The 25,178-nt window shown below is 55.7% G+C and carries 22 protein-coding genes; 9 read left to right on the top strand and 13 right to left on the bottom strand.

Annotated elements, in window-relative coordinates:
- Nucleotides 1-2: 2 nt before the first annotated feature.
- The 3 genes from ACT3RR_RS10880 to ACT3RR_RS10870 form a co-directional block, all read right to left on the bottom strand.
- Nucleotides 3-1,001 (bottom strand): ABC transporter permease, encoded by a 999-nt coding sequence (locus tag ACT3RR_RS10880; protein WP_353503961.1) that lies wholly within the window; start codon nt 999-1,001, stop codon nt 3-5.
- A gap of 40 nt (nt 1,002-1,041) precedes the next feature.
- The gene (locus ACT3RR_RS10875; protein ID WP_353501969.1) at nt 1,042-1,797 is read right to left on the bottom strand and encodes an ATP-binding cassette domain-containing protein; all 756 of its coding nucleotides are present in this window, start codon (nt 1,795-1,797) and stop codon (nt 1,042-1,044) included.
- Between the two features lie 490 nt (nt 1,798-2,287).
- Nucleotides 2,288-3,307 carry a LacI family DNA-binding transcriptional regulator gene (locus ACT3RR_RS10870; protein WP_496200301.1) on the bottom strand — a complete coding sequence of 340 codons (1,020 nt, stop codon included), beginning with the start codon at nt 3,305-3,307 and terminating at the stop codon, nt 2,288-2,290.
- 321 nt (nt 3,308-3,628) lie between these two features.
- Here ACT3RR_RS10870 and ACT3RR_RS10865 point away from each other — a divergent pair, with 321 nt between their 5' ends.
- Complete coding sequence (locus ACT3RR_RS10865; protein ID WP_496200300.1) at nt 3,629-4,624, top strand: ABC transporter substrate-binding protein; 996 nt, start codon at nt 3,629-3,631, stop codon at nt 4,622-4,624.
- 93 nt (nt 4,625-4,717) lie between these two features.
- Here the strand turns inward: ACT3RR_RS10865 and ACT3RR_RS10860 are convergent, their stop codons facing one another.
- Complete coding sequence (locus ACT3RR_RS10860; RefSeq protein ID WP_496200299.1) at nt 4,718-5,632, bottom strand: ribokinase; 915 nt, start codon at nt 5,630-5,632, stop codon at nt 4,718-4,720.
- Nucleotides 5,633-5,659: 27 nt separating this feature from the next.
- On the opposite strand from ACT3RR_RS10860, the gene ACT3RR_RS10855 reads away from it, so the two are divergent.
- Entirely contained in the window at nt 5,660-6,502 is an 843-nt protein-coding gene (locus ACT3RR_RS10855) for a BtpA/SgcQ family protein (protein ID WP_353501972.1), read from the top strand.
- A 1-nt stretch (nt 6,503) separates the two neighbouring features.
- A complete protein-coding gene (locus ACT3RR_RS10850) occupies nt 6,504-7,169 on the top strand; it encodes a TenA family protein (RefSeq protein WP_496200298.1) in 666 nt (221 codons plus the stop codon).
- 65 nt (nt 7,170-7,234) lie between these two features.
- On the opposite strand, the gene ACT3RR_RS10845 is transcribed toward ACT3RR_RS10850, so the two are convergent.
- Complete coding sequence (locus ACT3RR_RS10845; RefSeq protein ID WP_496200297.1) at nt 7,235-8,803, bottom strand: serine hydrolase domain-containing protein; 1,569 nt, start codon at nt 8,801-8,803, stop codon at nt 7,235-7,237.
- A gap of 308 nt (nt 8,804-9,111) precedes the next feature.
- Here ACT3RR_RS10845 and ACT3RR_RS10840 point away from each other — a divergent pair, with 308 nt between their 5' ends.
- A complete protein-coding gene (locus ACT3RR_RS10840) occupies nt 9,112-10,224 on the top strand; it encodes a dipeptidase (RefSeq protein WP_496200296.1) in 1,113 nt (370 codons plus the stop codon).
- 64 nt (nt 10,225-10,288) lie between these two features.
- Here the strand turns inward: ACT3RR_RS10840 and uxuA are convergent, their stop codons facing one another.
- The gene (gene uxuA, locus ACT3RR_RS10835; protein WP_496200295.1) at nt 10,289-11,473 is read right to left on the bottom strand and encodes a mannonate dehydratase; all 1,185 of its coding nucleotides are present in this window, start codon (nt 11,471-11,473) and stop codon (nt 10,289-10,291) included.
- Between the two features lie 278 nt (nt 11,474-11,751).
- Here uxuA and ACT3RR_RS10830 point away from each other — a divergent pair, with 278 nt between their 5' ends.
- Nucleotides 11,752-12,438 (top strand): FadR/GntR family transcriptional regulator, encoded by a 687-nt coding sequence (locus ACT3RR_RS10830; protein ID WP_496200294.1) that lies wholly within the window; start codon nt 11,752-11,754, stop codon nt 12,436-12,438.
- A 403-nt stretch (nt 12,439-12,841) separates the two neighbouring features.
- Here ACT3RR_RS10830 and hutG read toward each other — a convergent pair whose 3' ends face one another.
- From hutG to hutC, 3 genes are all read right to left on the bottom strand, one after another.
- The gene (gene hutG, locus ACT3RR_RS10825) at nt 12,842-13,669 is read right to left on the bottom strand and encodes an N-formylglutamate deformylase (RefSeq protein ID WP_496200293.1); all 828 of its coding nucleotides are present in this window, start codon (nt 13,667-13,669) and stop codon (nt 12,842-12,844) included.
- On the bottom strand, nt 13,666-14,916 hold the full coding sequence (gene hutI / locus ACT3RR_RS10820) for an imidazolonepropionase (protein WP_496200292.1): 1,251 nt from the start codon (nt 14,914-14,916) through the stop codon (nt 13,666-13,668). Before hutI ends, hutG begins: the two co-directional genes overlap by 4 nt.
- A gap of 209 nt (nt 14,917-15,125) precedes the next feature.
- Nucleotides 15,126-15,911 (bottom strand): histidine utilization transcriptional repressor HutC, encoded by a 786-nt coding sequence (gene hutC, locus ACT3RR_RS10815; protein ID WP_034790273.1) that lies wholly within the window; start codon nt 15,909-15,911, stop codon nt 15,126-15,128.
- 252 nt (nt 15,912-16,163) lie between these two features.
- Between hutC and ACT3RR_RS10810 the strand changes: the two genes are divergently transcribed.
- The 4 genes from ACT3RR_RS10810 to hutU all read left to right on the top strand — a co-directional run bounded on the left by ACT3RR_RS10810 (nt 16,164) and on the right by hutU (nt 21,469).
- Nucleotides 16,164-17,537, top strand: coding sequence for a formimidoylglutamate deiminase (locus tag ACT3RR_RS10810; RefSeq protein ID WP_353501980.1), 1,374 nt, complete (start codon nt 16,164-16,166; stop codon nt 17,535-17,537).
- Nucleotides 17,534-18,106 (top strand): HutD/Ves family protein, encoded by a 573-nt coding sequence (locus tag ACT3RR_RS10805; protein ID WP_496200291.1) that lies wholly within the window; start codon nt 17,534-17,536, stop codon nt 18,104-18,106. The genes ACT3RR_RS10810 and ACT3RR_RS10805 overlap by 4 nt, the downstream gene beginning before the upstream one ends.
- 82 nt (nt 18,107-18,188) lie before the next feature.
- Complete coding sequence (gene hutH, locus ACT3RR_RS10800; protein ID WP_496200290.1) at nt 18,189-19,769, top strand: histidine ammonia-lyase; 1,581 nt, start codon at nt 18,189-18,191, stop codon at nt 19,767-19,769.
- Nucleotides 19,770-19,786: 17 nt separating this feature from the next.
- A complete protein-coding gene (gene hutU / locus ACT3RR_RS10795; protein WP_353501983.1) occupies nt 19,787-21,469 on the top strand; it encodes a urocanate hydratase in 1,683 nt (560 codons plus the stop codon).
- 58 nt (nt 21,470-21,527) lie between these two features.
- On the opposite strand, the gene ACT3RR_RS10790 is transcribed toward hutU, so the two are convergent.
- From ACT3RR_RS10790 to ACT3RR_RS10775, 4 genes are all read right to left on the bottom strand, one after another.
- On the bottom strand, nt 21,528-22,376 hold the full coding sequence (locus tag ACT3RR_RS10790; RefSeq protein ID WP_185687803.1) for a DUF817 domain-containing protein: 849 nt from the start codon (nt 22,374-22,376) through the stop codon (nt 21,528-21,530).
- 44 nt (nt 22,377-22,420) lie between these two features.
- Complete coding sequence (fetB, locus tag ACT3RR_RS10785; protein WP_496200289.1) at nt 22,421-23,188, bottom strand: iron efflux ABC transporter permease subunit FetB; 768 nt, start codon at nt 23,186-23,188, stop codon at nt 22,421-22,423.
- Complete coding sequence (gene fetA / locus ACT3RR_RS10780) at nt 23,175-23,846, bottom strand: iron efflux ABC transporter ATP-binding subunit FetA (protein ID WP_353501986.1); 672 nt, start codon at nt 23,844-23,846, stop codon at nt 23,175-23,177. The genes fetB and fetA overlap by 14 nt, the downstream gene beginning before the upstream one ends.
- A 119-nt stretch (nt 23,847-23,965) precedes the next feature.
- Complete coding sequence (locus ACT3RR_RS10775; RefSeq protein ID WP_496200288.1) at nt 23,966-25,174, bottom strand: FAD-dependent oxidoreductase; 1,209 nt, start codon at nt 25,172-25,174, stop codon at nt 23,966-23,968.
- Between the last annotated feature and the right edge of the window lie 4 nt (nt 25,175-25,178).

The following is a 25,178-nucleotide window of genomic DNA, read 5'->3' as shown; positions in this document are numbered from 1 at the left end:
CGCTATCCTTTACTACTTCGAACCGGGTTGAAAATGCGGGTGTTCAGCCAGATAGCCAGCAGAATGATTAAGCCAGTGGCGATTTGGGTATAGAACGGCGACATGTGCGACAGGATCAGACCATTTTGGATAACCGCGATGGACAGCGCGCCAAGCAGGGTGCCGATAATGGTGCCGAAGCCGCCAAACAGGCTGGTGCTGCCCAAAACAACGGCTGCGATCACTTGCAATTCAAAGCCTTCGCCCTGATTTGACGAACCACTGCCCAGACGCGCAGTAATGATCATTCCGGCTAAGGCCGCTGCCATCCCGCAAATCACGTAAACCCACATGGTGGTCGATTTGGTATTGACCCCGGCGCGACGCACCCCTTCGGCATTGGCACCAATGGCGGTGACATAGCGACCAAAGCGCATATGGTTGAGCAGCACGTGTCCAAAGACTAACGCCAGCACGCCGATAATGGCGGGCAGCGGCAGGCCAAGAACCCAGGCGCGCCCGAGCAGGGTGAACGGGCTGTCCGCCGGAATCGGGATGGAGTAGCCCTGAGTGATTAACAGCGCCACCCCGCGAATGACCGCCAAGGTTGCCAAGGTGACAATAAACGCTGGGATGCCCTCATAGGCAATGAAGTAGCCATTGATGGCGCCAATCAGGCCGCCAAGCGCCAGCCCGCCAATCAGCACCACGGGCCACGGAAGTCCCCAGTTATTTAAGGCGATTGCGGATAACGCGCCGACCAGCGCCAGCGTCGAACCGACCGACAAATCAATGCCGCCGGTGGTGATCACCAACGTCATAGCGGCCGCGACAATCAGCAGCGGCGCGCTTTGACGGAGGATGTTTAACCAGTTGTATCCACTGAGGAAATTGTCCGTTGCGAAAGAGAACACCACGCAACAGAAAATGAAAAATACCGCAATGCTCACCACGCCTGAATGGTTGTGCAGCATGCGCCGGGTAACCGATTGTTTAATAAGTCGGGGACTGGACATGTTTATGATACTCATGGGCTTACCCTTTTAATTCACCAGACGGCGCTTAGTGGTGCACAGCTTCGCGCGCAGAGTGGGCCTCGAACTTCTCGCCGACAATCAAATTCACAATGTCGGACAAGCTGGTTTCGGAGATTTGCCGGTCGGCAACGTTGGTCCCTTCGTACATCACCATGATACGGTCACAAACCAGGAACAGATCTTGCAGACGGTGTGTAATGAGGATCACGCTGACGCCGCGAGCGCTGACCCGGCGAATCAGCTCGAGCACGGCTTCCACCTCGGCAACCGCCAGCGCGGCCGTGGGTTCGTCCATGATCAACACTTTCGGGTTAAAGGCGGCGGCGCGGGCGATGGCGATGGCCTGACGCTGACCGCCGGACAAATTGCGCACCAGCAGGCGAGTGTCGGGGATGGAGATCCCCAAGCCTTGCAGCATTTCGTGGGCCTCTTCGTGCATCTTTTTCTCGTCGAGGAAGGGGATGCCCAACACGCGAGTTTGAGGTTCGCGGCCCATAAACAGATTGCCCGCCACGTTGACCGTGTCGCACAGCGAGAGATCCTGATAGACCATTTCGATATGGCAGCGGCGCGCGTCAGAAGGGTTAGCGAAATGGACATCCTGACCGTCAATGCGCAGGGTCCCACCGGTCGGCACCACGGCACCGGCCAAAATTTTAGTCAGCGTGGATTTACCCGCGCCGTTATCACCGACCAAACCCAGCACTTCGCCGGGTGCCAAACTCAGGTTTACGCCGCGCAAAGAGCGGATTGAACCATAGGTTTTGGTGATATTTACCATCTCGACCCGGGGTGAACCAGATAAGTTTCTGGACATCTCTTGAGACATAATTGCTCTCCAACTGGTGAGGGGCTTGCGGGTGCCGCGCCATAAACCTGCCGCTGCTGACAATGCCGTCTTCTTGCCTCTTCCGATTTCTCTATCCTTGTAAACCGGTTTACCCAAAAGGCAAAAATAACGGCGATGTCTTTTCCCGCACCCGTAATGGTCAAAAATATTCTGAGTGTGGAACTCTGTGTCGCCGGTTTGAATCTAGCAGAATGTATGCCAGTTAATTTCGCGGGGAAAAGTGATCGGGTTCAAAAAATAAACAGCAGATATGTTAAATTCATTAATAATCAATGTGATGATTAAGTGACAAAAAGGCTAAAATTTTATTATTTGAGAGCTAATTCACATCAGCTGAGCAGGTTTAAGCAAGGGGGGCAGGTTTTTTAGTTGCACAAAAAAGGCGCAAATGCGCCTGATTCGTGCACTAAAACTAATCAATCTACGATTTCGCTGGAGGGGCAACCGAGTCGCGTGAGATCCACTCTACGGGAATTCGCGACACCTGCGACACGTCGGGTTCATCGTTAAACAGCTTGATCAGCGTTTCAACCGCGACGCGCCCCAACTCCCTTGCCGACTGGCGAATAGTGGAGAGGCGCGGAGTGATCAAATCGGAGTAGATGGCGTCATCGAAACCCACCAGAGAGAGTGAAGCCGGAACGGCCAGCCCGCGCTGGCGCATGCCGTCGAGCAGGCCAAGGGCCAAATAGTCACTGGCGGCAAAAATGGCGGTCGGTGGTTGCGACAGGGCCAGCAACTGGTCCAGCGCGGCGCGGCCAAAAGTGCGGCTGTAATCACCGTACAGCACCATGTCGGCGCTGTAGGGCAGGCCTGCGTTGAGTAAAGCTTGACGAAAACCCTGATGGCGCTCGCGCACGCTCATCAATTCATCCGGCCCGCCGACAAAGGCAATGTGCCGATGCCCGGCGGCAATCAGCTTGTTCGCCGCCAACTCGCCGCCGTGAACATTATCCGAAAATACTTTGGGTACCGTGCTGCCGGGCACATCTTCATCCAGCAAAACCACGTGGCGCTGGCCCTTCAACTGCTCGCACAGCTGGCCGTTATCCGGGCGGTTAGTGGTGAAAAGCAGGCCGTCGACCTGGCGCGTATCCAGCCAGCGAATGAACTGACACTCTTTCTCCAGATTGTTGCGGGTGACGCACAACACCAGGCTGTATTTATGCTGGGAAGCGGCTTCCTCGGCGGCATCGGCCAGCTCGGCGAAGAAGGGGTTGGCGATGTCCGGCAGCACTAAACCTATGGTTTCACTGCCGCCCTTGCTCAGCCTGCGGGCCAGGCTGTTGGCGCGGTAATCCAGCGCCTTAATGGCTTCTTCAATCCGCGCGACCGTTGGCTGGGGCAGAGAGATGCTTTTGTTGAGGTAACGCGAGACCGTCGCTTTCGACAAACCGGCGTATTTCGCGACGTCGGACAACACTACCCGTTTTGTTCCCATTAACTTTTCATCCTTCACATAAGGGCTTCAGTTGACACGCTGCTCACAATGCCACGGATCAGATAAAATTTATACTTGACAATTTTTTGACGTCGTTTAATTGTAATTAACAGTTTACCCGCATTACCAGCTTCAGCGAATACTCTCCGTTTGGAACGGTCTGTTTCGTTAAATCGACATTCTGACGTGTGCCTCCCGCCAACATTCTCCTGAGTGTGCATAGTTATATGCTTTCGTTCAGGTTTCAGCTGCTCAACGACTTTCTAAAGTTGTTGCCGCCAGCTTATTGCATTGTCATCACCAAATCTTGAGGATGTCATTATGTTGAACAACACCGGAAAGAAAAAATCACTTTCTCTCTTTAACGCTTTGAAATTAAAAAAAGCGGCCTACACAGCTATCGCTACTCTGACTCTTTCAATGTTCAGTTATTCAGCTTTTGCAGCAGACGCGCCGACCTATGCTCTGGTGCAAATTAACCAACAGGCGCTGTTCTTCAACTTAATGAATAAAGGCGCACAAGAAGAAGCCACCAAGTCTGGGGCAAAATTAGTTATTTTCAACGCCAATGATAATCCGGTTTCACAAAACGATGCGATTGAAACCTATATTCAGCAAGGTGTTAAAGGGATCATGGTGGATGCTATTGATGTAAACGGCATTATGCCGGCCATTAAAGAAGCCGCCGCTAAAAATATTCCTGTTATTGCTATCGATGCCGTATTGCCAGAAGGCCCGCAAAAGGCGCAGGTTGGCGTAGATAATAATAAGGGCGGGGCGCTGATTGGTAATTACTTCACTAAATACGTCAAAGACAATATGGGCGGGAAAGCCAAGCTGGGCATCGTCGGCGCATTGAATTCCGCAATTCAAAACCAGCGCCAAAAAGGGTTTGAAGACACCCTGAAAGGCCACGATGGCATCAGAGTGGTGGGCGTGGTCGATGGTCGAAATATTCAGGATGACGCCCTGACGGCGGCAGAAAACCTGATCACCGGCAACCCGGATATGACCGCGATTTACGCCACCGGCGAGCCTGCGCTGCTGGGCGCGATTGCCGCAGTGGAAAACCAGGGCCGCCAGAAAGATATCAAAGTGTTTGGCTGGGATCTGACTGCGAAAGCCGTCAGCGGCATTGATCAGGGCTATGTGGCGGCGGTATTGCAACAAGACCCTGAGAACATGGGCGCGTCAGCCGTTAAGGCACTGAATACGCTGGTGGTAGATGGCAAAACGGTCGACAAGACTATTCAGGTTCCGGCCACTATCGTGACCAAAGCTAACGTGGATACATTCCGTCCATTATTTAAGCAATAAGCTTAATCAAGTATGAAAAGCAGTGGCAAAAAAAGTCGTTAAAAATAGAAAGAAAAGAGCGGGTTACGTGATTTCAGCGTAACCCGCTAGCCGCTAGGCCAGAGGCGAATTGAGTATTTCCACCAGTTCGGTTTGGCTTGGAAATGCGCTAAAGGTGCCGGTACGGCTGATGGTGATGGCCGCCGCCCGCGCGGCGCGTTGCAGGTCTAGCTGCTGAGGGGAAGGTGCCGAGCGGCGCAGCATTGAGGCCAGCATCACGGCCAAGAAGGTGTCGCCAGCGCCGGTGGTATCCACCACTTTGCACGGCGGCGTGGCGACATGCAGTTGCTGGTCGGCAGTGGCGAAATAGACGCCGTCAGCTCCCAGCGTCACCACTACGGCAGAGGCTCCGGCACGCAGCAGTTCGCTGGCGGCTTCCACCGGCGGCAGCTGAGGCGCGGTGAAATAGCTCGCTTCACCCCGGTTGACCACCAGTAAGTCGACCAGTGGCCATAGCTGGGAGAAGGCCGGTTTGACCGGCGAAGGATTGAAAACGGTCCGCAAGCTTAGGAGACGGGCCAACTGGAAAACGGCGGCGGTTTTCTCTAATGAGAAATTCCCCTGCTGTAATACAACATCACCAGGCTGTGCTTTATTTAATGACTGTTCAATATCCGCTAATGATAATGCATCGGCGGCAGTAGTGGTGGTGATAATAGAATTATCGCCGTCGGCGGTATTTAATATAAGTGAGGTGTCTGTGCGACAGTTTAATGATTCTTCCGGAAATAAAGTTAATAACTCTTGGGCTAATTGTTGGCGACACCATTGGCCCTGATTATCATTTCCGGTTGCGGCAATTAGCACAGTGCTCACCGCGCAACGTGAAAGAATAACCGCCTGATTAGCGCCTTTACCGCCCAGATCTTGATTTATTTTCTGGCCGTGAATCGATGCGCCTTTTTCAGGTATTTCATTTATTACATACGTTTCGTCAACGCCTGTATTACCTACGACGAATACACGCATAATTAATCCCCTAGAAGGTGAATGAAGATGGCATCTATATCAGCAGGAAAACCAAGCGCGATTCAAGAAATATTTTCTCGTTCTAAAGCAATAATGGGTGTAGTGCATTGTGAAGCCTTTCCCGGTTCGCCAAATTATCAGGGTAAATCAATTAATAAAATAATCGACGTGGCGTTAAAAGATGCCGATGCTTATTTAAAGGGCGGCATTCACGGGCTGATTATTGAAAACCACGGTGACATTCCTTTTTCTAAACCAGAAAATATTGGTCATGAAACGGCGGCATTTATGTCGGTGATCACTGACCGAATTAAACAAGAGTTCGGCGTGCCGCTGGGTATTAACGTATTAGCCAACGCCGCCATCCCAGCATTAGCCACGGCGCTGGCCGGCGGCGCAGATTTTATCCGCGTCAACCAGTGGGCCAACGCCTACATTGCCAACGAAGGTTTTATCGAAGGGGCTGCCGCCATTGCGCTGCGCTATCGCTCCCAGCTGCGCGCCGAGCACATCAAAATCTTCGCCGACAGCCATGTTAAACACGGCAGTCACGCCATTGTGGCCGACCGCTCCATACCTGAATTAACCCGCGACGTGGATTTCTTCTTGGCAGACGGCGTAATTGCCACCGGCCAGCGCACCGGCGACAGCGCCACCATGGAGGAAATCGACGAAATCCGCTCCGCCACCGAGCTGCCGCTGCTGGTAGGTTCAGGCGTTACGCCGGACAATATTTGCGCTATTTTACAGCGTACGCAGGGAGTGATTGTGGCCAGTACGCTGAAGTTCGGCGGCGTATGGTGGAATCAGGTTGAACTTGAGCGAGTCAAACACTTCATGTCTATCGCTCGCGCTGAACTGGAGGACTAATATGTCGACCGCAATGGGAAAAAGTCAGAATTCGTTTACCGATTGGCTGCTTGAGGAGCATCAGGAAGTCTGGCACGCCATGCAATACCATCCTTTTGTCACCGGCATTGAAGAGGGCAGTCTGCCTGCTAAGGTATTTAATCAATATCTGGTGTATGAAGGGGATTTCGTGGCCACGGCCATTGGCATATTTTCCTATGCGGTAATTAAAGCGCCGGATATCCGCCATCAGCGCTGGCTGATTGGCGTGCTCGACGCGCTGGCAAATGAGCAAATTGCCTATTTCGAGCGAGTGATGGAAAAACGCCAGGTGACGCCATCGGACTATCAGCGCAGTGCGCCGGACGTCTCGCGCTTTAGTCAGGGGATGCTGCGCACCGCGCAAAACGGCAGTTATGCCGAGATCCTCACCCTGATGTTTGGTGCCGAGTGGATGTACTACCACTGGTGTACGCGCGTCAGCCACTCCGCCATTGCTGACCCGGAAGTGAAAGATTGGGTGGTGATGCATGCCGAGAAAACCTTTGTCGATCAGGCAAGTTGGCTGAAGGCGGAACTGGACAACTGCGCCGCATCGCTGAGCGAGGAGCAGCGCCAGCATCTGTCAGCGCTGTATGGGCAGGTGTTGCAGTGGGAGATTGATTTCCACAGCGCCGCCTTTGATTAACTCTTTGCCCAGGAATAAAAAAGCCTTCCATTTGGAAGGCTTTTATCTTTGTGGCTCAGGCCAAATTACTCTGCCGGCTGCCAGCGCGCCCGACACTCATCACGGCGGAAATTCAGCACCCGGCTGCGATTGGCAATCAGCTGCACATTGTAGCCTTGGAAATAGAGGCAGAAGGTTTTCTGCCACGGGCCGTCAGGCATTTCGACTAATAACCGACCCAGACCAATCGCCTTTAGCTTGCCTTTGGCGCGCAGTGGGCCGATGCCCATCAGCAGATAATCCTCTTCTATATCAAAGGCCGCCTGAGATTGCGGATGGAACCAGCGCCCCTGAACCAGTGATAAGCACTGGGTTGGCGTCGCGGACACAAAGTAGCGCGTCGCGTGACCCATCTCGCCTTGCAGCGTTTTGCCGTCCCAGCGAAGGCGCATGGGCATATGGGCGGAAAGCGAAATCGCTTCGTTTTCATCCGCGCCCTGATAGAGCTTTTCGCTCGCGCCGAGATAATTCGCTACTCCTTGCTTAACCTCAAGCCAATAAGGCTCGGCGATGCTGGCATAAACACCGTCGGGAATGGCCTGACTGCGCGGCGGAAGAGGCGCGCCGAGCAGGGCAGACATCACCTCAAAGGCGGTATCGAAGGCCGGTGTGTCTTCGCGGTTCGACACCATCGCCACGCCGACATCCAGCTGCGGATGGAGTAAAAAGTAAGTTTTGTATCCGGCGTGCGAGCCACCGTGACCATAGACTTTATGCACGCCGACCTGCGTTGAGGAGATGCCCAAACCATAGGCGCTTGGCGTGCCGTCTTGCAAATAGCGCGGCTGAGTCAGTTTCTCCAGCACCTGTTCGCCCGGCCCCTGATTCGCCAGCAGGCTTTGCAGCCAAGTGGTCAGAGATCGCAGGCTGCCGGTAACGCTGCCGGAGGCGGAAAGATGCAGACCCGCGCTGGCGGTTTTCCAGCTGTTGCCGTCGCGCCAATAGCCGGGCGCTAAATCGGCAACCACGTCAAACCAGGTTTCCGGAGCGTGCAGGGCGATATCCAGCGGCGCGGCGACGTGCTCGCGCAGCAGGTCATTAAATTGAATGCCTTTGGCGTTGAGAATGGCTTCCACCAGGCGATAGCCGGTATTGGAGTAGGAAATCTCAGAACCGGCGGGGAAATTCAGCGCGCCGTCTTGGGCAAGGAAGTCCAAAATGGGTTGGGGTTCAGTGGCGCTATAAACCGAAATGCCCAGCAGCGAGAGGGTGTCGCGCACGTCGGGCAAACCGCCGGTCATATCCAGCGCCTGTCCAATAGTGACGTCAGCCATCGGGGTTTTTAATGCGGGCAGATGCTGCCCCAAACGGTCTTGCAGTGATAACCCAGCATGGCTACGAAACAGGGCCAGAGTAGCAAAAATATGCTTGGTTATTGAGGCATAGCGCACCACGTTGTCGAGGGTGAAAGGCTCGCCGCTGCCGAGGTTCGCCAGTCCGCCCGTGGCACTGCCTTTGATTTCATCACGCGTAAACAGGCTGATCGCGCCGCCGGGTTGGCCCGGGGTGTTCCACTGTCCGGTGATTCTTTTCGCCGTTGCCAGCGCCGCGTCCCACTGCAAAGGCGTCGGTGGTTCGCGTAGGGTGAATGTCATTGCTGTTCCCCTTTATCTAATAGTCATGTGTGATAGAGAGAGCGGCATGGCCACTCCGTCCTTGTTACTCACTTCTCCCAGAAGCCAGCCCATTTCAACACCATTTTGCGCCACAATTCTGGCTCAAAGGTGCGTAAAGCTGACCTTGACTTGTGAGCGAGCCGATGGTTTTAATGAGAGATGGGCTTTAGTCGCCATCTTTATGCATCTCATTGAAATCCTAAGATGAAAATGTGCTTAGCCGGTCGTTTTTAGCGCCGATAAATACCGTTATGCTTTTTTCATAATTAACCAGAGTAGACCCTTTTATGAATAACACCGAACGCGGAACGGAAACGCTTATCACCATTTTTGACGGCCACAATGACGTTTTACTGCAATTGTGGGAGCAGCATCGTCAAAACCCCGAGCAGGCTTTCCTCCAAGGCCCGGCCAGCGGCCAGATGGATTTACCTCGCTGTCAGCAGGCCGGTTTTGCAGGTGGTCTGTTCGCCGCGTGGGTGCCATCCCCCCGTTTTGATTCAGCAAGTAGCGTGCCGGATCCGCAAATTGACGCGCGTTTTTTGCTGGAAGGGACTCAAAAACATCCTGATTTTTCCCCAACGCCATCGTTTGAATCGGCCCGCGACACCACCATAGCCATGATGGCTTTCCTGCTGCGCATAGAGCAGCAGTCGCAGGGCGCGGTGAAAATTTGCCGCAGCGCCGCCGATATTCGCGGCGCACTGTCCAGCAAGGCGCTGGCGGTGGTGATGCATATAGAAGGCGCAGAGGGCATCGATCCTGATCTCTACACCCTCGACGTCCTCTACGAAATGGGCCTGCGCACGCTCGGCCCGGTGTGGAGCCGTCCGAATATCTTCGGCCACGGCGTGCCGTTTAAATTCAATACTTCCCCAGATACCGGCCCCGGCCTGACTGACTTAGGCGTGAAACTGGTGCAAGCCTGTAACCGCAAACGTATTTTGATCGATCTGTCGCACCTTAATGAGCAGGGCTTCTGGGATGTGGCGAAACTGTCCGACGCGCCGCTGGTGGCCAGCCACTCTAACGCCTTTGCCCTGTGCGCCCAGTCGCGCAACCTGACGGACAAACAGCTCGCCGCCATTAAAGAAACACAAGGCTTTGTCGGCGTGAACTTCGCCACGCCGTTCCTGCGCGAAGACGGCAAAAATAGCGCGGACACTGGGACCGAGGACTATTTGCGCCATCTGGATTATCTGGTGGAAAAACTAGGTGAGGATCACGTGGGCTTTGGTTCAGACTTCGACGGCGCGCCGATGGCTCCTTTTATGCGTGACGTCAGCGGGCTGCCGGTGTTGATTGAGGCGATGCGTAAATCGGGATACGGCGAGCAGCTGATTGCCAAAATTGCGCATCAGAACTGGATTAACGTGCTGGAAAGAACCTGGGGCGAGTGATGCTCTAAACAGGTTGGAAGGAATGGCTCCTTGGGCAGTTCGCTTCGGGAGCCATTTTTTATGATTAATCTGCGAACAGCGTCTGTTTCAGCGCGCGCTCCACGCCGCGCAACTCGGCTAAACCGCGCAAACGGCCAATGGCTGAATAACCCGGATTGGTCTTTTTGTGCAGGTCGTCGAGCATCTGGTGGCCGTGGTCCGGGCGCATCGGAATAGGGCGCAGATCTCCGGCGCGGCGGCGAGCCTGTTCCTCAGTCAAAATCGCTTTAATAATGGCGACCATATCGACATCACCGTCCAGATGATCCGCCTCGTGGAAGCTGCCCGGCGTGGCTTCGCGCCGCGTGGCGCGCAGATGCACGAAGTTCACGCGGTCGGCGTAAGTGGTCATCATCTTCACTAAATCATTGTCTTCGCGCACCCCGTAAGAGCCGGTACAGAAGCAGAAACCGTTGTGCAGGCTATCCACAGTCTCTTTCAGCCACTGCATATCTTCAATAGTAGAAATAATGCGCGGCAGGCCGAGGATTGGCCGCGGCGGATCATCAGGATGTACCGCCAATTTCAGGCCATGCTGCTCGGCCACCGGCACGATGCTGCGCAGGAAGTGCGCCATGTTTTCACGCAATTTTCCCTTATCAATACCGTCATAGGTGGCCAGCCGCGCGCGGAACTGGTCCAGCGTGTAACCCTCTTCGGCACCCGGCAAACCGGCGATAATATTGGCGGTGAGGGTGGCGATTTCGTCTTCGCTCATGGCGGCAAAATAGTCGCTGGCCTGCTGTTGCTCTTCAGCAGAGTAGTCCTGCTTGGCCCCGGCGCGTTGCAGGATATGCAGCTCGAAGGCGGCAAAGGCGATATGGTCGAAACGCAGCGCGCGCGAGCCGTCCGGCAGCAAATAGCCGAGGTCGGTACGGGTCCAGTCGAGGATCGGCATGAAGTTGTAGCAGACGGTGTCGATGCCGCAGGCCGCCAGATTGCGCAGCGACTGCTGATAGTTGGCAATATACTTTTCAACGTCTCCGCTGCGCGTTTTGATCTCTTCGTGAACCGGGATACTTTCCACCACCGACCACGTCAAGTTTTTCTCTGCCAGCTCTGCCTGACGCTTCTTAATCTCTTCGACGGTCCACACTTCGCCATTAGGGATGTGATGCAGGGCAGTAACCACCCCGGTTGCCCCAGCCTGTCTGACATCGTCCAGCGACACGGGATCTTTCGGGCCGTACCAGCGCCATGTTTGTTCCATGTGAAATTCCTTGTTTGCGACCTAAGTCAGCTTATGTGCGAGGAAGCGTGAAAATGGACAATCTGTGACGCGGGCTGTTTTAGTTTTCTTGACGTCAGGCAGCGTGCCAGTTCACTCTATTAACATTACAGGTCAGGTGGTAGGGTGGTCAGGCCACCTGACCGATATATCATTCAGGATGCTCAGGATCATTAATGTGATCCGGTCGACAGTTTTGCTAACGCCAGTGATTTTTGTCTCAGGCAAGCCAGACTTCGCCGCACCAGCCGGAGAGAACCATGGAATTACCTACGCTAAAAGTAGAAAGGCTGTACCGTCAGATTTCAAACGTGCTGATTGGCTGCATCAAAAATGGCCAGTTTGCGCCGGGTGAGATGATCCCGTCCGAGCGCGATCTGTCGAAGCAGTTTGGCGTGAGCCGCTCGTCGATTCGCGAGGCGTTAATCGCCTTGGAAATCACCGGCTGGATTGAAATTCGCACCGGCAACGGCGTCTACGTCAACAACCCCTTACCCGAGCAGCCTGCGACGCCGAGCGAAGAGGGATTCAGCCTCGAGTCACTACTCAAGGCGCGGCAGATTTTCGAATGCACCACCGCAGAGCTTGCCGCCCTTAATGGCACTGACGAGCAGCGTCGGAAACTCGCCGAGATTAATCAGTCGCTGGTGCAGTTGAACATTAATAACGACAGTTTTCTTGAGGAGGACCGCCGTTTTCATCTGATGATTAGTGAGATGACGGGCAACGAAGTGCTGCGCGATATGATGGAATACCTGTGGGATAAGCGTAGTTCGCGACGTTTCGTGCGTCTTGAGCGCCACTACAGCGAGAGTGATTTCGCCCGCGAGATGAACACTGACCATCAAGGTATTACGGACGCCATTCTGGCGGGGGATGCCGCTGGGGCGAGGGCTGCGATGCAGGCGCACCTTCAGCATGTGTATGATCAATTATTGGAGGGGTGACGCTTTTTGGGAAAAAGCTGGCAAAAAGGTTTTTAAATTCAAATTCAAATTCAAATTCAAGGTCGTGGGCGCCGGCCCACACCGGGCAAAGGGGGCGTAAACGCGCCCCCTTGTGCAATCCCGCGTTTTTCTGTGGTGAGATCGAGGCTTCGCAGGGTTGGGATGGACGTGTTCCAGCGGCCACAGTGTTCGTCGCGAAGTGCCGCCGCTTAGGCGGTTCCCGAATTTCAGGCTTCGAGCCTTTGGTCTCGAACCATTCATTCGGCGTCACTTCTGAACGCGACCTACTGGCATTTACACCGTGCCGTTTCAGTGGGTTTTGCTCCTCCCCCTGAAAAGGGGAGGCTGGGAGGGGGTATTGCAGCAAACTCAGTGAGTTAGATTAGGCTGTGATCTGGTGTAATCATCGCCCATATACCTTCGATCCCCACGAAATCATCCCCTCCAACATTGGCTTCAGCACCCCCTGCAAAACAACCGCTTTATCCTCGAGGTACGGATAGGGCTCAAACTCATCCATGTAATTGCACTGCGCCAGTTCGAGCTGCACCGCGTGCTGGTTGGCCTGCGGTTGGCCGTAGGCGCGGGTGATGTAGCCGCCTTTAAAGCGACCATTTAACACGTGGCTGAAGGTGGATTGCTGCTTGCACAGGGCGTCGAGCATGTCGCTCAACTCTGCGGCACAGCTCGCGCCGCTGTTGGTGCCGATGTTCAAATCGGGCAGCTGGCCTTCGAACAGGCGTGGGATCACCGAGGCGATGGAGTGGGCATCAAACAGCAGCGCGTAGCCGAACTCCTGCTTCATGCGGGCAAGCTCGGACTCAATCTTCTGATGATAAGGCTGCCAGATCTCATCCAGATAGCGCTGACGGGTTGCAGCGTCGGGCTGGCCGTCAGCTTTAAAGGTTGGGCGACCGTCGAACAGCGTATCGGGGAACAGGCCGGTGGTGGCGGTGGTGTACAGCGGCTGATCGTCTGCGGGGCGATTAAGGTCAATCACGAAACGCGAATACTGCCCGACCAAAATATTGGCGCCGAGAGATTGGGCGAAGGCGTAGAGCTGTGGAATATGCCAGTCGGTGTCTGACAGGGGCAGCGCGTCGTCGCTCAAGCCTCTGGCGACTTCAGGCGTGAGCCGGGTTCCGGCGTGGGGAATGCTGATCAGCAAAGGGCTGCGACCCGCGCTGAAGTGATAAGGATCGGCAATGGTTGGCGCGCTATTCAGACTCATGAACGAACATCTCCTCGATAAACCACGGTACAGGGCAGTTGACCACCCAGCCAATAAACTAACTCTGCCGGACGCTCGACCGGCCAGTGCACAAAATCAGCCACTTTTCCCACTTCAAGCGAGCCGTGAGTCTGCTGCAAACCCAGCGCCCGCGCGCCGTGGCAGGTGACGCCGGCCAAAGCTTCTTCAGGCGTCGTGCGGAACAAAGTACAGGCCATATTGAGCATTAAACGCAGGGAAAGCGCGGGAGAGGTGCCGGGGTTGGCGTCGCTGGCAATCGCCATCGGCACGCCGTATTGGCGGAACAGCGCCACCGGCGGAGCTTGGGTTTCGCGCAGCATGTAATAAGCCCCGGGCAGCAGCACGGCGACCGTGCCGGACTCGGCCATGGCTTTGACGTCCTGCTCGGTGGCGTATTCCAGATGATCGGCGGACAGGGCGCCGTATTGTGCGGCCAACTGGCTGCCGTGCAGGGAGGAGAGCTGCTCGGCGTGCAGCTTAACCGGCAGGCCAAGCTTTTGCGCCTCCTCGAAAACGCGCTCAATCTGCTCGGGGGAGAAGGCTAAGTGCTCGCAAAAACCGTCTACGGCGTCCGCCAAACGCTCAGCTGCCACCTGAGGCAGTAAGTTCTGGCAAATGTGGTCGATATACTCGTCGGCGCGACCCTGATACTCAGGCGGCAAAGCGTGGGCGGCAAGGCAGGTGGCTTTAACCTTCACGGGCTGGGTTTCGGCCAGCTCGCGGATCACCCGCAGCATTTTCAGCTCGCTCTCATCACTCAGCCCATAGCCGGATTTGATTTCGATGCAGGTCACCCCTTCGGCTAACAGCGGGGCGAGGCGAAAACGCGCCTGTTCAAACAGGGTTTTCTGGCTGGCGGTGCGGGTGGCATTCACCGTCGATAAAATCCCGCCGCCCTGAGCCGCTATCTCGGCATAGCTCACGCCGTTCAAACGCTGCTCAAACTCGGCGCTGCGATCGCCGCCAAAAACCAGATGTGTGTGGCAGTCCACCAGGCCGGGGGTGACGATGCCGCCCTCGAAGTGGTGGCGGGAAGTGGCGACAAATTTCGGGCTACTTTCCTCAGTGCCGATCCAGACTATTTTTCCATCTTTGACAGCTAACACCCCGTTTTCAATCAGGTTATAGCTTCCATCTCGCATGGTAACTAGCGTCGCGCCGGTCCATAGACTGTCGCAAATCAGCCTGTCTGAAGCAGTGTTCAAAGGAGAAATCGATGACGGCATGTAAGGCTCCTGACAGCGTTTATCTTGTATAGACAACTCTAGTCAACCTAACGTATTCGCCGAAAAGCGACAAGCCATCGCCAGAGGTTTTTAATTTTTTTCGAGGTGTATTCCAAAAATAGGCATTCGTATTAGACGGGAAACCTGTTTATTTATACAGTACCCCGCGAAAAGGGCATTTTATGGAGAGGGGAATGGCAACAGGGAGATTAGCCGTGGCTGGTAAAACGACCAAACAGTTGGTAGCGAGAGCCGGGATAAACCAGACGGGCCGAGGTGACGACGCGATTTCCGCTCCAGGTACGGCGGTGGATCAGCAGGCAAGGCTCATGCTCTTTCAGTTGCAGCAGCTGGCGCTGGGTGTCACTGGCGCTAATAGCTTCGACGCGGTGCTCGCCTGCGGTCAGCGGAGCGATTCGCATCAAATAGGTATAAGGCGTGGCGTTGTTCATCACGTTTTGCAGGTAATCCGGCGCGGCCTGAGGGTTCACATAACGGTCTTCAATCTGTACCGGCACGTCGTTTTCAAAATGGACGATTTGCGAATAAAACAGCGACTCGCCGGGTTTAATCTCCAGCTGCAGCGCCTGTTCGGCATCGGCTTGACGGGTTTCACAGGCCATCACCACGCTGCTGTGACGGTGACCGCGCTGGGCGATTTCATCAGCAATATTATGCACTTCCAGCATCGGCGTGTAGGCCTTGGCTTCGGCCACGAAGGTGCCGACGCCCTGCATGCGCATCAAAAAACCTTCGTTGGTGAGTTCCCGTAAGGCGCGGTTAATGGTCATACGGCTGACGCCAAGCTCGTTTACCAGCTCGCTTTCTGAGGGGACGCGCTGATGGGGCTTCCACACGCCGTCGCGAATTTGCCCGACGATGGCCTGTTTCACGCGTTGATAAATCGGCGCTGGGGTGTCGCTAATGGCGGCGGCCAGCTCGGATAATCGTTGCTGTGAAACACCCTGTTGGGACAACGGTGTGGATTCGGACATATACACTACCTCATTAAGAAAAATCAGCCGGGTACGGGCAGAGCCGCTCACCCACGCCGACAGAGTAAACGAACGCCAAATGCGCGTCATCAATGCGTGATGAAAAACGAAAATATTAAAAAAAACGTTCGACGAAGTTTACAGCGCAATCGGGCATATGTATATGTATAGACAAGTAGCCGGAACGTTTCGCAATTGTTTCTTATAAATTGCATTTGTAGACCTTCAATCTCAAGATTTAGGACTGTCTCTATGCCTGCTTATTTCGCCACACGCGCACTGTTGCCACAGGGTTGGGCGAGTCACGTGCGACTTACCGTTGATGAACTGGGCGTGCTGACCTCGGTAGAGGCCAATGCCCAGCCGGAAGGAGCTTATCGGCTCAACGGGCCGATTGTGCCGGGGATGCCAAACCTGCACTCCCACGCTTTTCAACGGGTCATGGCCGGTCTGGCTGAAGTGGCGGGCAACCCGCAGGACAGTTTCTGGACCTGGCGAGATCTGATGTATCGGCTGGTTGGCCGTTTGACGCCTGAGCAGGTGGGCGTGATTGCCCGCCAGCTGTATATCGAAATGCTCAAAGGCGGTTATACCCAAGTCGCCGAATTCCACTATTTACACAATGATATCAACGGCCAGCCTTATAGCGACATGGGTGAAATGACTGCCCAGCTTAGCGATGCCGCCGAGCAGGCGGGCATTGGTATGACGCTGCTGCCGGTGCTCTACAGCTACTCGGGGTTTGGCGCGCAGCCTGCTCAGACTGGCCAAAGACGCTTTATTCAAGATGCAGAGAGTTACCTCAATCAACAGCAAGTGATTGCTTCGCAGCTGCAAGACAAACCACTGCAAAATCAGGGGCTGTGCTTCCATTCGCTGCGCGCGGTATCTCGTGAACAAATGCAGCAGGTGCTGGCTGCTAGTCCAGAGGATCTGCCGGTGCATATCCACATTGCCGAGCAGCAGAAAGAGGTGAATGACTGTCTGGCCTGGAGCGGGCAACGGCCTATTGCGTGGCTGTTCGACAACATCGACGTGGACCCGCGCTGGTGCCTGATCCACGCTACCCATCCCGACCGTTTCGAGCTGGCGAGCATTGCGGCCAGCGGCGCGGTGATCGGCCTGTGCCCAACCACCGAGGCGAATCTCGGCGACGGCATTTTCCCCGGCGTGGATTATCTGGCGCAAAAAGGGCGCTGGGGCATTGGCTCTGATAGCCATGTGTCTCTCAACCTGGTGGAAGAGCTGCGCTGGCTGGAGTACGGCCAGCGTCTGCGCGACCTGCGCCGCAATCGCCTGACTAGCGCTGAGCATACTTCAGTAGGGGATTTGCTCTACACCCAGGCGCTACGGGGCGGTGCTCAAGCCTGCGGCGCGGCTATCGGTCAGCTTGCCGTGGGTTATCGCGCCGACTGGCTGGTACTAGACGGTGAAGACCCGTACCTCGCGGCGGCGGCAGACAGCGAACTGCTCAATCGGTGGATTTTTGCCGGTAGCGCCGCGCAAATTCGTGACGTTTTTGTGGCGGGCAAAGCCAAAGTGGTCAATGGCCGCCATCCTCAACAGTCTCAGGCCAGCGCGGACTTCCTTGCATTGCTCCAGCAACTGGCAAGGGACGCGGCATGAGCGCATTAACCCGATTCTCCTACGCCAGTCTGCCTGTCAGCCCTTGGCGCAACGGCGGGGGAGAAACCCGTGAAATTATCAGCTGGCCTGAGGGTCAACGCGATTTTGAGTGGCGGGCCAGCATCGCCACCATTGCGGCTGATGGGCCTTTTTCTCTCTTTGCCGGTATTGACCGCTCGATCAACTTATTAAGTGGCGAGGGCGTGCATCTGCACGGTGAGCAGGGTGTCGACCACCCCTTAACTCAGATTGGCGCGCCTTACTCTTTCGCTGGAGAAGTGCCGATCGTCGCCACGCTGCTGGGCGGTGTGACCAAGGATTTCAACATTATGACCCGTCGCGGCAGCTGCGCGGCGCAGGTCAGGGCGCAAAGCCATGACTTTGAGGTCAACTGGCAAACCGCCGGGCTGCTGTACGTTCTGCGCGGAGAGTGGCAGGTGACGCCCTCCATCAAACTGGCCGCGGAAGATGGCTTGTACTGGGCTTTTGAGCCGAACCAAGAAAAACGCCAGCCAGTCCGGGCTTTGCAGCCAGATGCGCAACTGCTTTGGGTAGAAATCACCCGCTGATTTAGCGATTTCAATAAAGGGCCCGGCCATTTCACTGTGTCGGGCGTTGTTTGCCCCTAACTTGTCTATACAGGATTAGATTATGTCATCTGCAACTCACGACATTCGCGTCTGCCATCTGCATCCCGGTCAGGTTGACCTTGCCACGCTGCGCGCGATTTACTCCGCCGAAAAACGAGAAAACTCGCAGCAACATTGGAGCGTTCGCGTTGAACTGGCCGAGGAAGCGCGCGCGGGCGTGCTGGCGTCACAGGAAACGGTGAACCGCATCGTCGAGTCCGGCAAGGTGGTTTATGGCATCAACACCGGGTTTGGCAAGCTGGCGCAAACTCGCATTCCGGCAGAGCGTCTGGCCGAGCTGCAGCGCAATCTGGTGCTGTCGCACAGCGTCGGGATTGGCAAAGAGCTGGCCGATAACGTGGTGCGTCTCGTGATGACCACTAAGATCCTCAGCCTGTCGCGCGGCCATTCTGGTATTCGCATGGAAGTGATTGATGCACTGATAAGCTTGCTCAATGCGGGCGTGCTGCCGTGTATTCCAGAGAAAGGCTCGGTGGGCGCGTCGGGAGATTTGGCTCCGCTGGCCCACCTGTCGCTGATGCTGATCGGCGAAGGGGAAGTCACCGCGCAGGGCGTTCGCATGTCGGCGGTAGAAGGGCTGGCAACCGTCGGTTTGAAACCTATTGAGTTGGGGCCAAAAGAGGGGCTGGCGCTGCTAAACGGCACGCAGGTATCGACCTCTCTGGCGCTGGCCGGGCTGTTTGAAGCTGAACGAGTCTTCTCCGCAGGCTTGGTGGCCGGAGCACTGTCGCTGGAAGCCATCAAAGGCTCGGTGAAACCTTATGATGCGCGCATTCACCAAGCGCGTGGCCAACTGGGGCAAATCTCCGTTGCAGCTGCAGTGACGGCTTTGCTGGAAGGGAGTGACGTTGTCACCTCTCACGCCAACTGCGGCCGGGTGCAAGATCCTTATTCTATCCGCTGCGTGCCACAGGTGATGGGCGCATGCCTTGATAACCTGCAACACGCTGCCCGCGTTTTGCAAATCGAAGCTAACGCCGCTTCGGATAACCCGCTGGTGTTTGCCGAGAATGGTGATGTTATCTCTGGCGGTAACTTCCACGCCGAGCCGGTGGCCTTCGCCGCCGACATCATCGCGCTGGCGGTGGCCGAAATTGGGGCTATTTCCGAGCGCCGCCTGGCATTGCTGCTCGACACCGGGCTGTCAGGCCTGCCGCCGTTCCTGGTTAATGACGGCGGGGTGAACTCCGGCTTTATGATTGCACAGGTGACCGCCGCCGCGCTGGCCTCTGAGAACAAATCGCTGGCGCATCCGGGCAGCGTGGACAGCCTGCCAACTTCCGCCAATCAGGAAGACCACGTCTCTATGGCGACCTACGCCGCCCGTCGCCTTGGCGACATGTGTTTCAACACTTCCGTGGTGGTGGGCATTGAGGCGATGGCTGCCGCGCAGGGCATCGACTTCATTCGCCCGCTGAAAAGCTCTCCGCTGCTGGAGAAAGAGTTACAGGCCATTCGCCAAGACGTGGCCTATTTGGAAAAAGATCGCCTGATGGCGCCTGACGTAGAAGCCATGCGCCTGTGGGCCAGTCGCGGGCAGTGGCCATCGGTCATTGAAGCTTTGTTACCGAGTTTTAACTGATTAATAAGGAATTCAACATGAATGCACCTCAGAAAACGGCGGTTGCTCGCGCGGTTCGCGCCCCTCACGGCACGGAATTGAGCTGTGAAAACTGGCTGATTGAAGCGGCCTACCGGATGATCCAGAACAACCTCGATCCTGACGTGGCCGAGCGCCCGGAAGATCTGGTGGTTTATGGCGGTATCGGCAAAGCGGCGCGCAACTGGCCGGCCTTCGAAGCGATTTTAGACAGCCTGCGCAAGCTGCACGCTGATGAAACGCTGCTGGTGCAATCCGGCAAGCCAGTGGGGATTTTCCGCACCCACGCTGACGCGCCGCGCGTGCTGATTGCCAACTCTAACTTGGTGCCGCACTGGGCGAACTGGGACCATTTCCACGAGTTGGATAAAGCCGGGTTGATGATGTACGGCCAGATGACCGCCGGTTCGTGGATCTACATCGGCGCGCAGGGCATCGTGCAGGGAACCTATGAAACCTTCGCCGAGGCGGGCCGCCAGCACTACAACAGCAATCTGCGCGGTAAGTGGATCCTGACTGCCGGTCTTGGCGGCATGGGCGGTGCACAGCCTCTGGCTGGCGTACTGGCAGGAGCCTGCGTGCTGGCGATTGAGTGTCAGGAGTCGCGCATCGATTTCCGCATTCGCACCCGTTACTTGGATTACAAAGCGTACAGCATCGAAGAAGCCTTGGTGATGATTGAGAAAGCCTGCGCGGAAAAACAGGCGATTTCCGTTGGCCTGTTGGGTAACGCGGCGGAGCTGATGCCGCAGCTGGTGGCGCGCGCCAAGCAGGGCGGCCTGCGCCCGGATATCGTCACTGACCAGACTTCGGCCCATGACCCGCTCAATGGCTACCTGCCGGAAGGCTGGACGCTGGAGCAGTGGCAGGACAAACGCGTCTCTGACCCGCAGGCGGTGGTGAAAGCCTCTCGCGCGTCGATGGCGAAACACGTGCAGGCGATGCTCGACTTCCACGCCATGGGCATTCCAACCGTGGATTACGGCAACAATATTCGTCAGGTAGCGAAAGAGGAAGGTGTGCTGAATGCCTTTGATTTCCCGGGCTTTGTTCCGGCTTATATCCGCCCGCTGTTCTGCGAAGGCAAAGGCCCGTTCCGTTGGGTGGCGCTCTCCGGCGACCCGGAAGATATCTATAAAACCGACGCCAAGCTGAAAGAGCTGTTCCCGGACAATGCTAATCTGATCAACTGGCTGGATATGGCTCGCGAGCGCATCGCGTTTCAAGGGCTGCCGGCGCGGATCTGCTGGTTGGGCCTCGGCGAGCGTCATATCGCCGGACTAGCCTTTAACGAAATGGTGCGTAACGGCGAGCTAAAAGCGCCGGTAGTGATTGGGCGGGACCATCTGGATACCGGCTCGGTGGCCTCGCCAAACCGCGAAACCGAAGCGATGAAAGATGGCTCCGACGCGGTTTCTGACTGGCCGCTGCTCAACGCGCTGCTTAACACGGCGGGCGGCGCTACCTGGGTCAGCCTGCACCATGGCGGCGGCGTAGGCATGGGCTTCTCTCAGCACGCGGGGATGGTCATTGTCTGCGACGGCACCAAAGAAGCCGATGCCCGCCTGTCACGCGTGCTGTGGAATGACCCGGCAACCGGCGTCATGCGCCACGCCGACGCGGGTTATCAGCAAGCCATCGACTGCGCCAAACGCAATGACCTAAACCTGCCAATGGTGTGAGTAAGCTAAGTTAGAAAGACAAGGGCAGGCGCGAGCTTGCCCTTTTTAATGGCGAGGATTAAACCGGCACGTGAACGTGCTTTTTGATGTTTTTCAGCCAGGTGATCATGGTGAAAGTCATGATAACCAGCAGCGCCCAGGAGCTCCATTTACCCAGATGCACGCCGGACCAGCTGCTGAGCTGATTAGGGTAGCGCCAGATAGTAAAGAAGGTGCTGATGTTCTCCGCCAGCCAGATGAAGAAGCCAATCAGAATAAATGCCAGAATCAGCGGCATGCGGCGTGGGGTATCGTAGGGAGTGAACACCACATAGCTGCGGGCGTAAAGCCCCAGTACCAGCGCGGTGATGTACCAGCGGAAATCGCCAATGTAGTGATGGGTGAAGAAGTTCACGTAAATCAGCAGCGAGCAGATGGCGGCCAGCGTATAGGGCGGGTAGTTGCGCACTTTAACGTCCAGTAGCCGCCAGCACTGAATCATGTAACTGCCCACCGCCGCGTACATGAAGCCGGAAAACAGCGGCACGCCGAACAGCTTGGTGTAGGCGAAATCCGGGTAGCTCCACGAGCGAATGCCCGACGAGGTTTTAAAAACTTCCAGCGCAAAACCGACCACGTGAAACAGCATGATGGCTTTAAACTCATCCAACGTTTCAAGCTTGCTGGTCAGCATCCACACCTGAATAAACAGTGCGACCAGCAGCAAAACGTCATAGCGCGGGACATGGAATATGCCGCCGCGCGGCACCAAAAACACCGCCAAAAAGAACAGTCCGACGAAGATACAGGCGCGCGCCTCTTTCACCCCGAAGAAAATAAATTCGGTTAAAAAGCGGCGAACTCCGCGAATTGGCTGCTTTTCGCGGGGTTGAGTCAGAAATAAATCCAGTCGTTGTAAAGGGCCCATGGTCGTCCTTGAATAAAATCCCCATTGCAGGAAAGCCGCTAAATTTACTTCATCACGCGCAGTTGCGCACGCTCATTATAGAAACGGCGGTAGGCGAGGTAGCCCGCGATGATGGTGGATACGCTGGCGGTGCCGAGCAGCATAAAGGTGACCATTATCTGGTACTTAATGGCTTTTACCGGATCGATACCGGCGAAAATCATCCCGGACATCATGCCCGGTAGACTGACGATGCCGACGGTCTTAGCGGCATCGACGGTGGGGATCATCGCGGCGCGAATGCTGTCGCGAATAATCGAGCCGGACGCCAGCTTGGTGGATGCGCCGAGGCTGAGCATCTCGAGGATTTTTTGCTGGTTATCCATAAAGCGCTGGTTGAGATTGCTGTAACACAGCCCGACCGCCACCATGGCGTTGCCCGCAATCATGCCGGAGACGGGGATCACCTGCATCGGCAGGAATTCAATCGAGCGGCTGAGGATCAGGATCACCAGCGTCAGCGCGGTGCTGGCGGTAATAGCGATAAAGGAAATCGCAAAGCCGTTATCAATATTCCGGCTGCGCTTTTTGGCGTTAAAGGCGGCGTTGAAGCAGATAAACAGCACCATCAGCACGGTGAGCCAGCCGTCATTGAGGTCGAAAATGTACTTGAGCACGTAGCCGACCACCACCAGTTGCACGATAGCCCGCGCGACGCTCCAGATGATGTCCTTTTCTAGCCCGAGCTTCTCGCGTTTACTGACCAGCAGGGCGACGATGACCAGAATGAGGGCCAGCGCCAGTGATTCGTTAGTGATGTTATGCTGGCTCATGGTCGATGCTCTCGGCGGCGCGGTGGCTTAGGGTAATGACGTTTTTGGCGTGGCGGATCTCATTGCTGTCGTGGCTGACCCAGAGTACGGCGAGGTTCTCCTGCTCGACCAAATCGGCGATGATCTGATTGACGTTGTGCTTATTCTCTTCGTCGAGGGCGCTGGTAATTTCATCCAGCAGCAGGATATCGGGCATAAATTGTAGATTGCGCAGCAACGACACGCGCTGCTTCTCGCCGCCAGACAGCTCTTGGGCTTTCTTATCAAGCATATCCGTCGGCAAATTGACGCGCTCTAGCCACTGTTTCACTTTGGCTTCATCCATCTTCTGGCCGCGAATTTGATAAGGCAGCGCCAGATTGTCGCGCACGGTATCGCCAAACAGCGAAGGGGTCTGGAAGCAATAGGAGACCTGCTGGCGATATTTTTCCGTTTTTAAGCCGGTAATATCGTCGCCTTTGAACTTGATGGTACCGCCGGTCTGGGTTTGCAGCGCAGCAATGATCTTCAGCAGCGTGCTTTTGCCACTGCCCGAAGGCCCGGTCAGCAGCGTGAATTCACCCGGATTGAGGGTAAATGAAACGGGTTCCAGCAGGGGGCGTTGATTGAGGGTAAAGCTGACTTCCTGAAGGTCTAAAAGGGGCGCAGACTGCGGCATGGCGTCTTCCTTGGTGGTCCATTGAATGCGCGCATAATACCACTCAGTTTGTGTCAGGTAACAAACTGAGTTGCTTCAAATCGTTTACAAAAGCCTTGGCAGTCGATGGACGGGCTGCATCACAGCCCTTTGGGGATTTCCCGATAGAAACCTATACCAATCAGCCTGCCAAACAGGAAGGGCACAAACTTACGGCTGCGCAACCAAAGCTCCATACGGCCCGGTGGTTTGCTGCGTTTCTTCTGGCCCGCTTTGCTGATCATGATTTGCAAAGACTGGGTTGCCCAAGTAGGAAAGGCGCGACGGCGCTGGACGCGCTGTAAGTGCTTCAACTCCAGCCTGCCTTTGAGCAGCGGGGCGCTGATGATATTGGCGGTAGCCACGGCGTCCTGAATCGCCAAATTCACCCCGACGCCGCCAATCGGCGACATGGCGTGGGCGGCGTCGCCAATGCACAAGATGCCCGGCTTGGCCCACTCTTTCAGGCGGTCGATGCGGATTTTCAGTAGCTTGACCTGATCCCAGTCGGTGATGTCGTGTTGCAGGCGGCTCAGCTCGAAAGGCGACACCTCGGCGATAAGCTCGATAAAGGGCTGTAAACCCTTCTCGCGCAACGCGTCGAGGCTGTCTTTGGCGATGGAGTAGCCGCATTGCCAGTAGTCGCCACGGTCAATCATGATGAAATTCTTTTTCGGCCCGCGATGGCCCATCGACCACTGCGGGTCATCCGCCAGTTTGTGGATTTTCAGCCACAACACGTCACGTGGCGCGCCGAAACGGCGGATTTCCATCCCGGCCTGCTCGCGCACAATAGAGTTACGTCCGTCACAGCCAACCACAAGCGTAGAGTCAATCCGTCGCGACTCGCCGTTAACCACTGCGTTCACGCCTTTAACCACGCCATTCTCTTCAATCAGACCTTTCACCTCGGCGTTGTGCAGCAGGGTAAAGTTAGGCAGCATTGCGGCCTTGCTGCTGATGAAATTGAGGAAATCCCATTGCGGCATAAAGGCGATGAATTTGCACTGGGTCGGCAAGTGGCTGAAGTCCGCCAGCGTGGTCTCCTTGCCGTCGATTTCGCCATACAGCTTCTCAGCGCGTTGATGAGGCAATTGCAAGAATTCGTCGAGAAAGCCTAATCGCCAGATAATTTCCAGCGTTGAGGGGTGAATAGTGTCACCACGGAAATCCCGCAGGAAATCGGCATGTTTCTCCAATACGGTAACGGTAATACCTTGGCGGGCAAGAAGATAACCCAGCATCAAACCCGCAGGGCCGCCGCCAACGATGCAACATGAAGCGGAAGAGTGTTCAGAATTAAAGCTCATGGAA

This window comes from Ewingella sp. AOP8-B2-18 (genome assembly GCF_052376015.1).
In the GTDB taxonomy this organism is placed as follows: Bacteria; Pseudomonadota; Gammaproteobacteria; order Enterobacterales; family Enterobacteriaceae; genus Ewingella; species Ewingella allii.
Note: the sequence above shows the minus strand (reverse complement) of the source record. Positions and strands in the feature narration are given on the sequence as shown.

Bases quoted from the DNA above. Each gene is read 5' to 3' on its own strand.
- ACT3RR_RS10875 (WP_353501969.1), bottom strand. From the start codon at position 1,797: ATGGTAAATATCACCAAAACCTATGGTTCAATCCGCTCTTTGCGCGGC.
- ACT3RR_RS10870 (WP_496200301.1), bottom strand. From the start codon at position 3,307: ATGGGAACAAAACGGGTAGTGTTGTCCGACGTCGCGAAATACGCCGGT.
- ACT3RR_RS10865 (WP_496200300.1), top strand. From the start codon at position 3,629: ATGTTGAACAACACCGGAAAGAAAAAATCACTTTCTCTCTTTAACGCT.
- ACT3RR_RS10860 (WP_496200299.1), bottom strand. From the start codon at position 5,632: ATGCGTGTATTCGTCGTAGGTAATACAGGCGTTGACGAAACGTATGTA.
- ACT3RR_RS10855 (WP_353501972.1), top strand. From the start codon at position 5,660: ATGGCATCTATATCAGCAGGAAAACCAAGCGCGATTCAAGAAATATTT.
- ACT3RR_RS10850 (WP_496200298.1), top strand. From the start codon at position 6,504: ATGTCGACCGCAATGGGAAAAAGTCAGAATTCGTTTACCGATTGGCTG.
- ACT3RR_RS10845 (WP_496200297.1), bottom strand. From the start codon at position 8,803: ATGACATTCACCCTACGCGAACCACCGACGCCTTTGCAGTGGGACGCG.
- ACT3RR_RS10840 (WP_496200296.1), top strand. From the start codon at position 9,112: ATGAATAACACCGAACGCGGAACGGAAACGCTTATCACCATTTTTGAC.
- uxuA (WP_496200295.1), bottom strand. From the start codon at position 11,473: ATGGAACAAACATGGCGCTGGTACGGCCCGAAAGATCCCGTGTCGCTG.
- ACT3RR_RS10830 (WP_496200294.1), top strand. From the start codon at position 11,752: ATGGAATTACCTACGCTAAAAGTAGAAAGGCTGTACCGTCAGATTTCA.
- hutG (WP_496200293.1), bottom strand. From the start codon at position 13,669: ATGAGTCTGAATAGCGCGCCAACCATTGCCGATCCTTATCACTTCAGC.
- hutI (WP_496200292.1), bottom strand. From the start codon at position 14,916: ATGCCGTCATCGATTTCTCCTTTGAACACTGCTTCAGACAGGCTGATT.
- hutC (WP_034790273.1), bottom strand. From the start codon at position 15,911: ATGTCCGAATCCACACCGTTGTCCCAACAGGGTGTTTCACAGCAACGA.
- ACT3RR_RS10810 (WP_353501980.1), top strand. From the start codon at position 16,164: ATGCCTGCTTATTTCGCCACACGCGCACTGTTGCCACAGGGTTGGGCG.
- ACT3RR_RS10805 (WP_496200291.1), top strand. From the start codon at position 17,534: ATGAGCGCATTAACCCGATTCTCCTACGCCAGTCTGCCTGTCAGCCCT.
- hutH (WP_496200290.1), top strand. From the start codon at position 18,189: ATGTCATCTGCAACTCACGACATTCGCGTCTGCCATCTGCATCCCGGT.
- hutU (WP_353501983.1), top strand. From the start codon at position 19,787: ATGAATGCACCTCAGAAAACGGCGGTTGCTCGCGCGGTTCGCGCCCCT.
- ACT3RR_RS10790 (WP_185687803.1), bottom strand. From the start codon at position 22,376: ATGGGCCCTTTACAACGACTGGATTTATTTCTGACTCAACCCCGCGAA.
- fetB (WP_496200289.1), bottom strand. From the start codon at position 23,188: ATGAGCCAGCATAACATCACTAACGAATCACTGGCGCTGGCCCTCATT.
- fetA (WP_353501986.1), bottom strand. From the start codon at position 23,846: ATGCCGCAGTCTGCGCCCCTTTTAGACCTTCAGGAAGTCAGCTTTACC.
- ACT3RR_RS10775 (WP_496200288.1), bottom strand. From the start codon at position 25,174: ATGAGCTTTAATTCTGAACACTCTTCCGCTTCATGTTGCATCGTTGGC.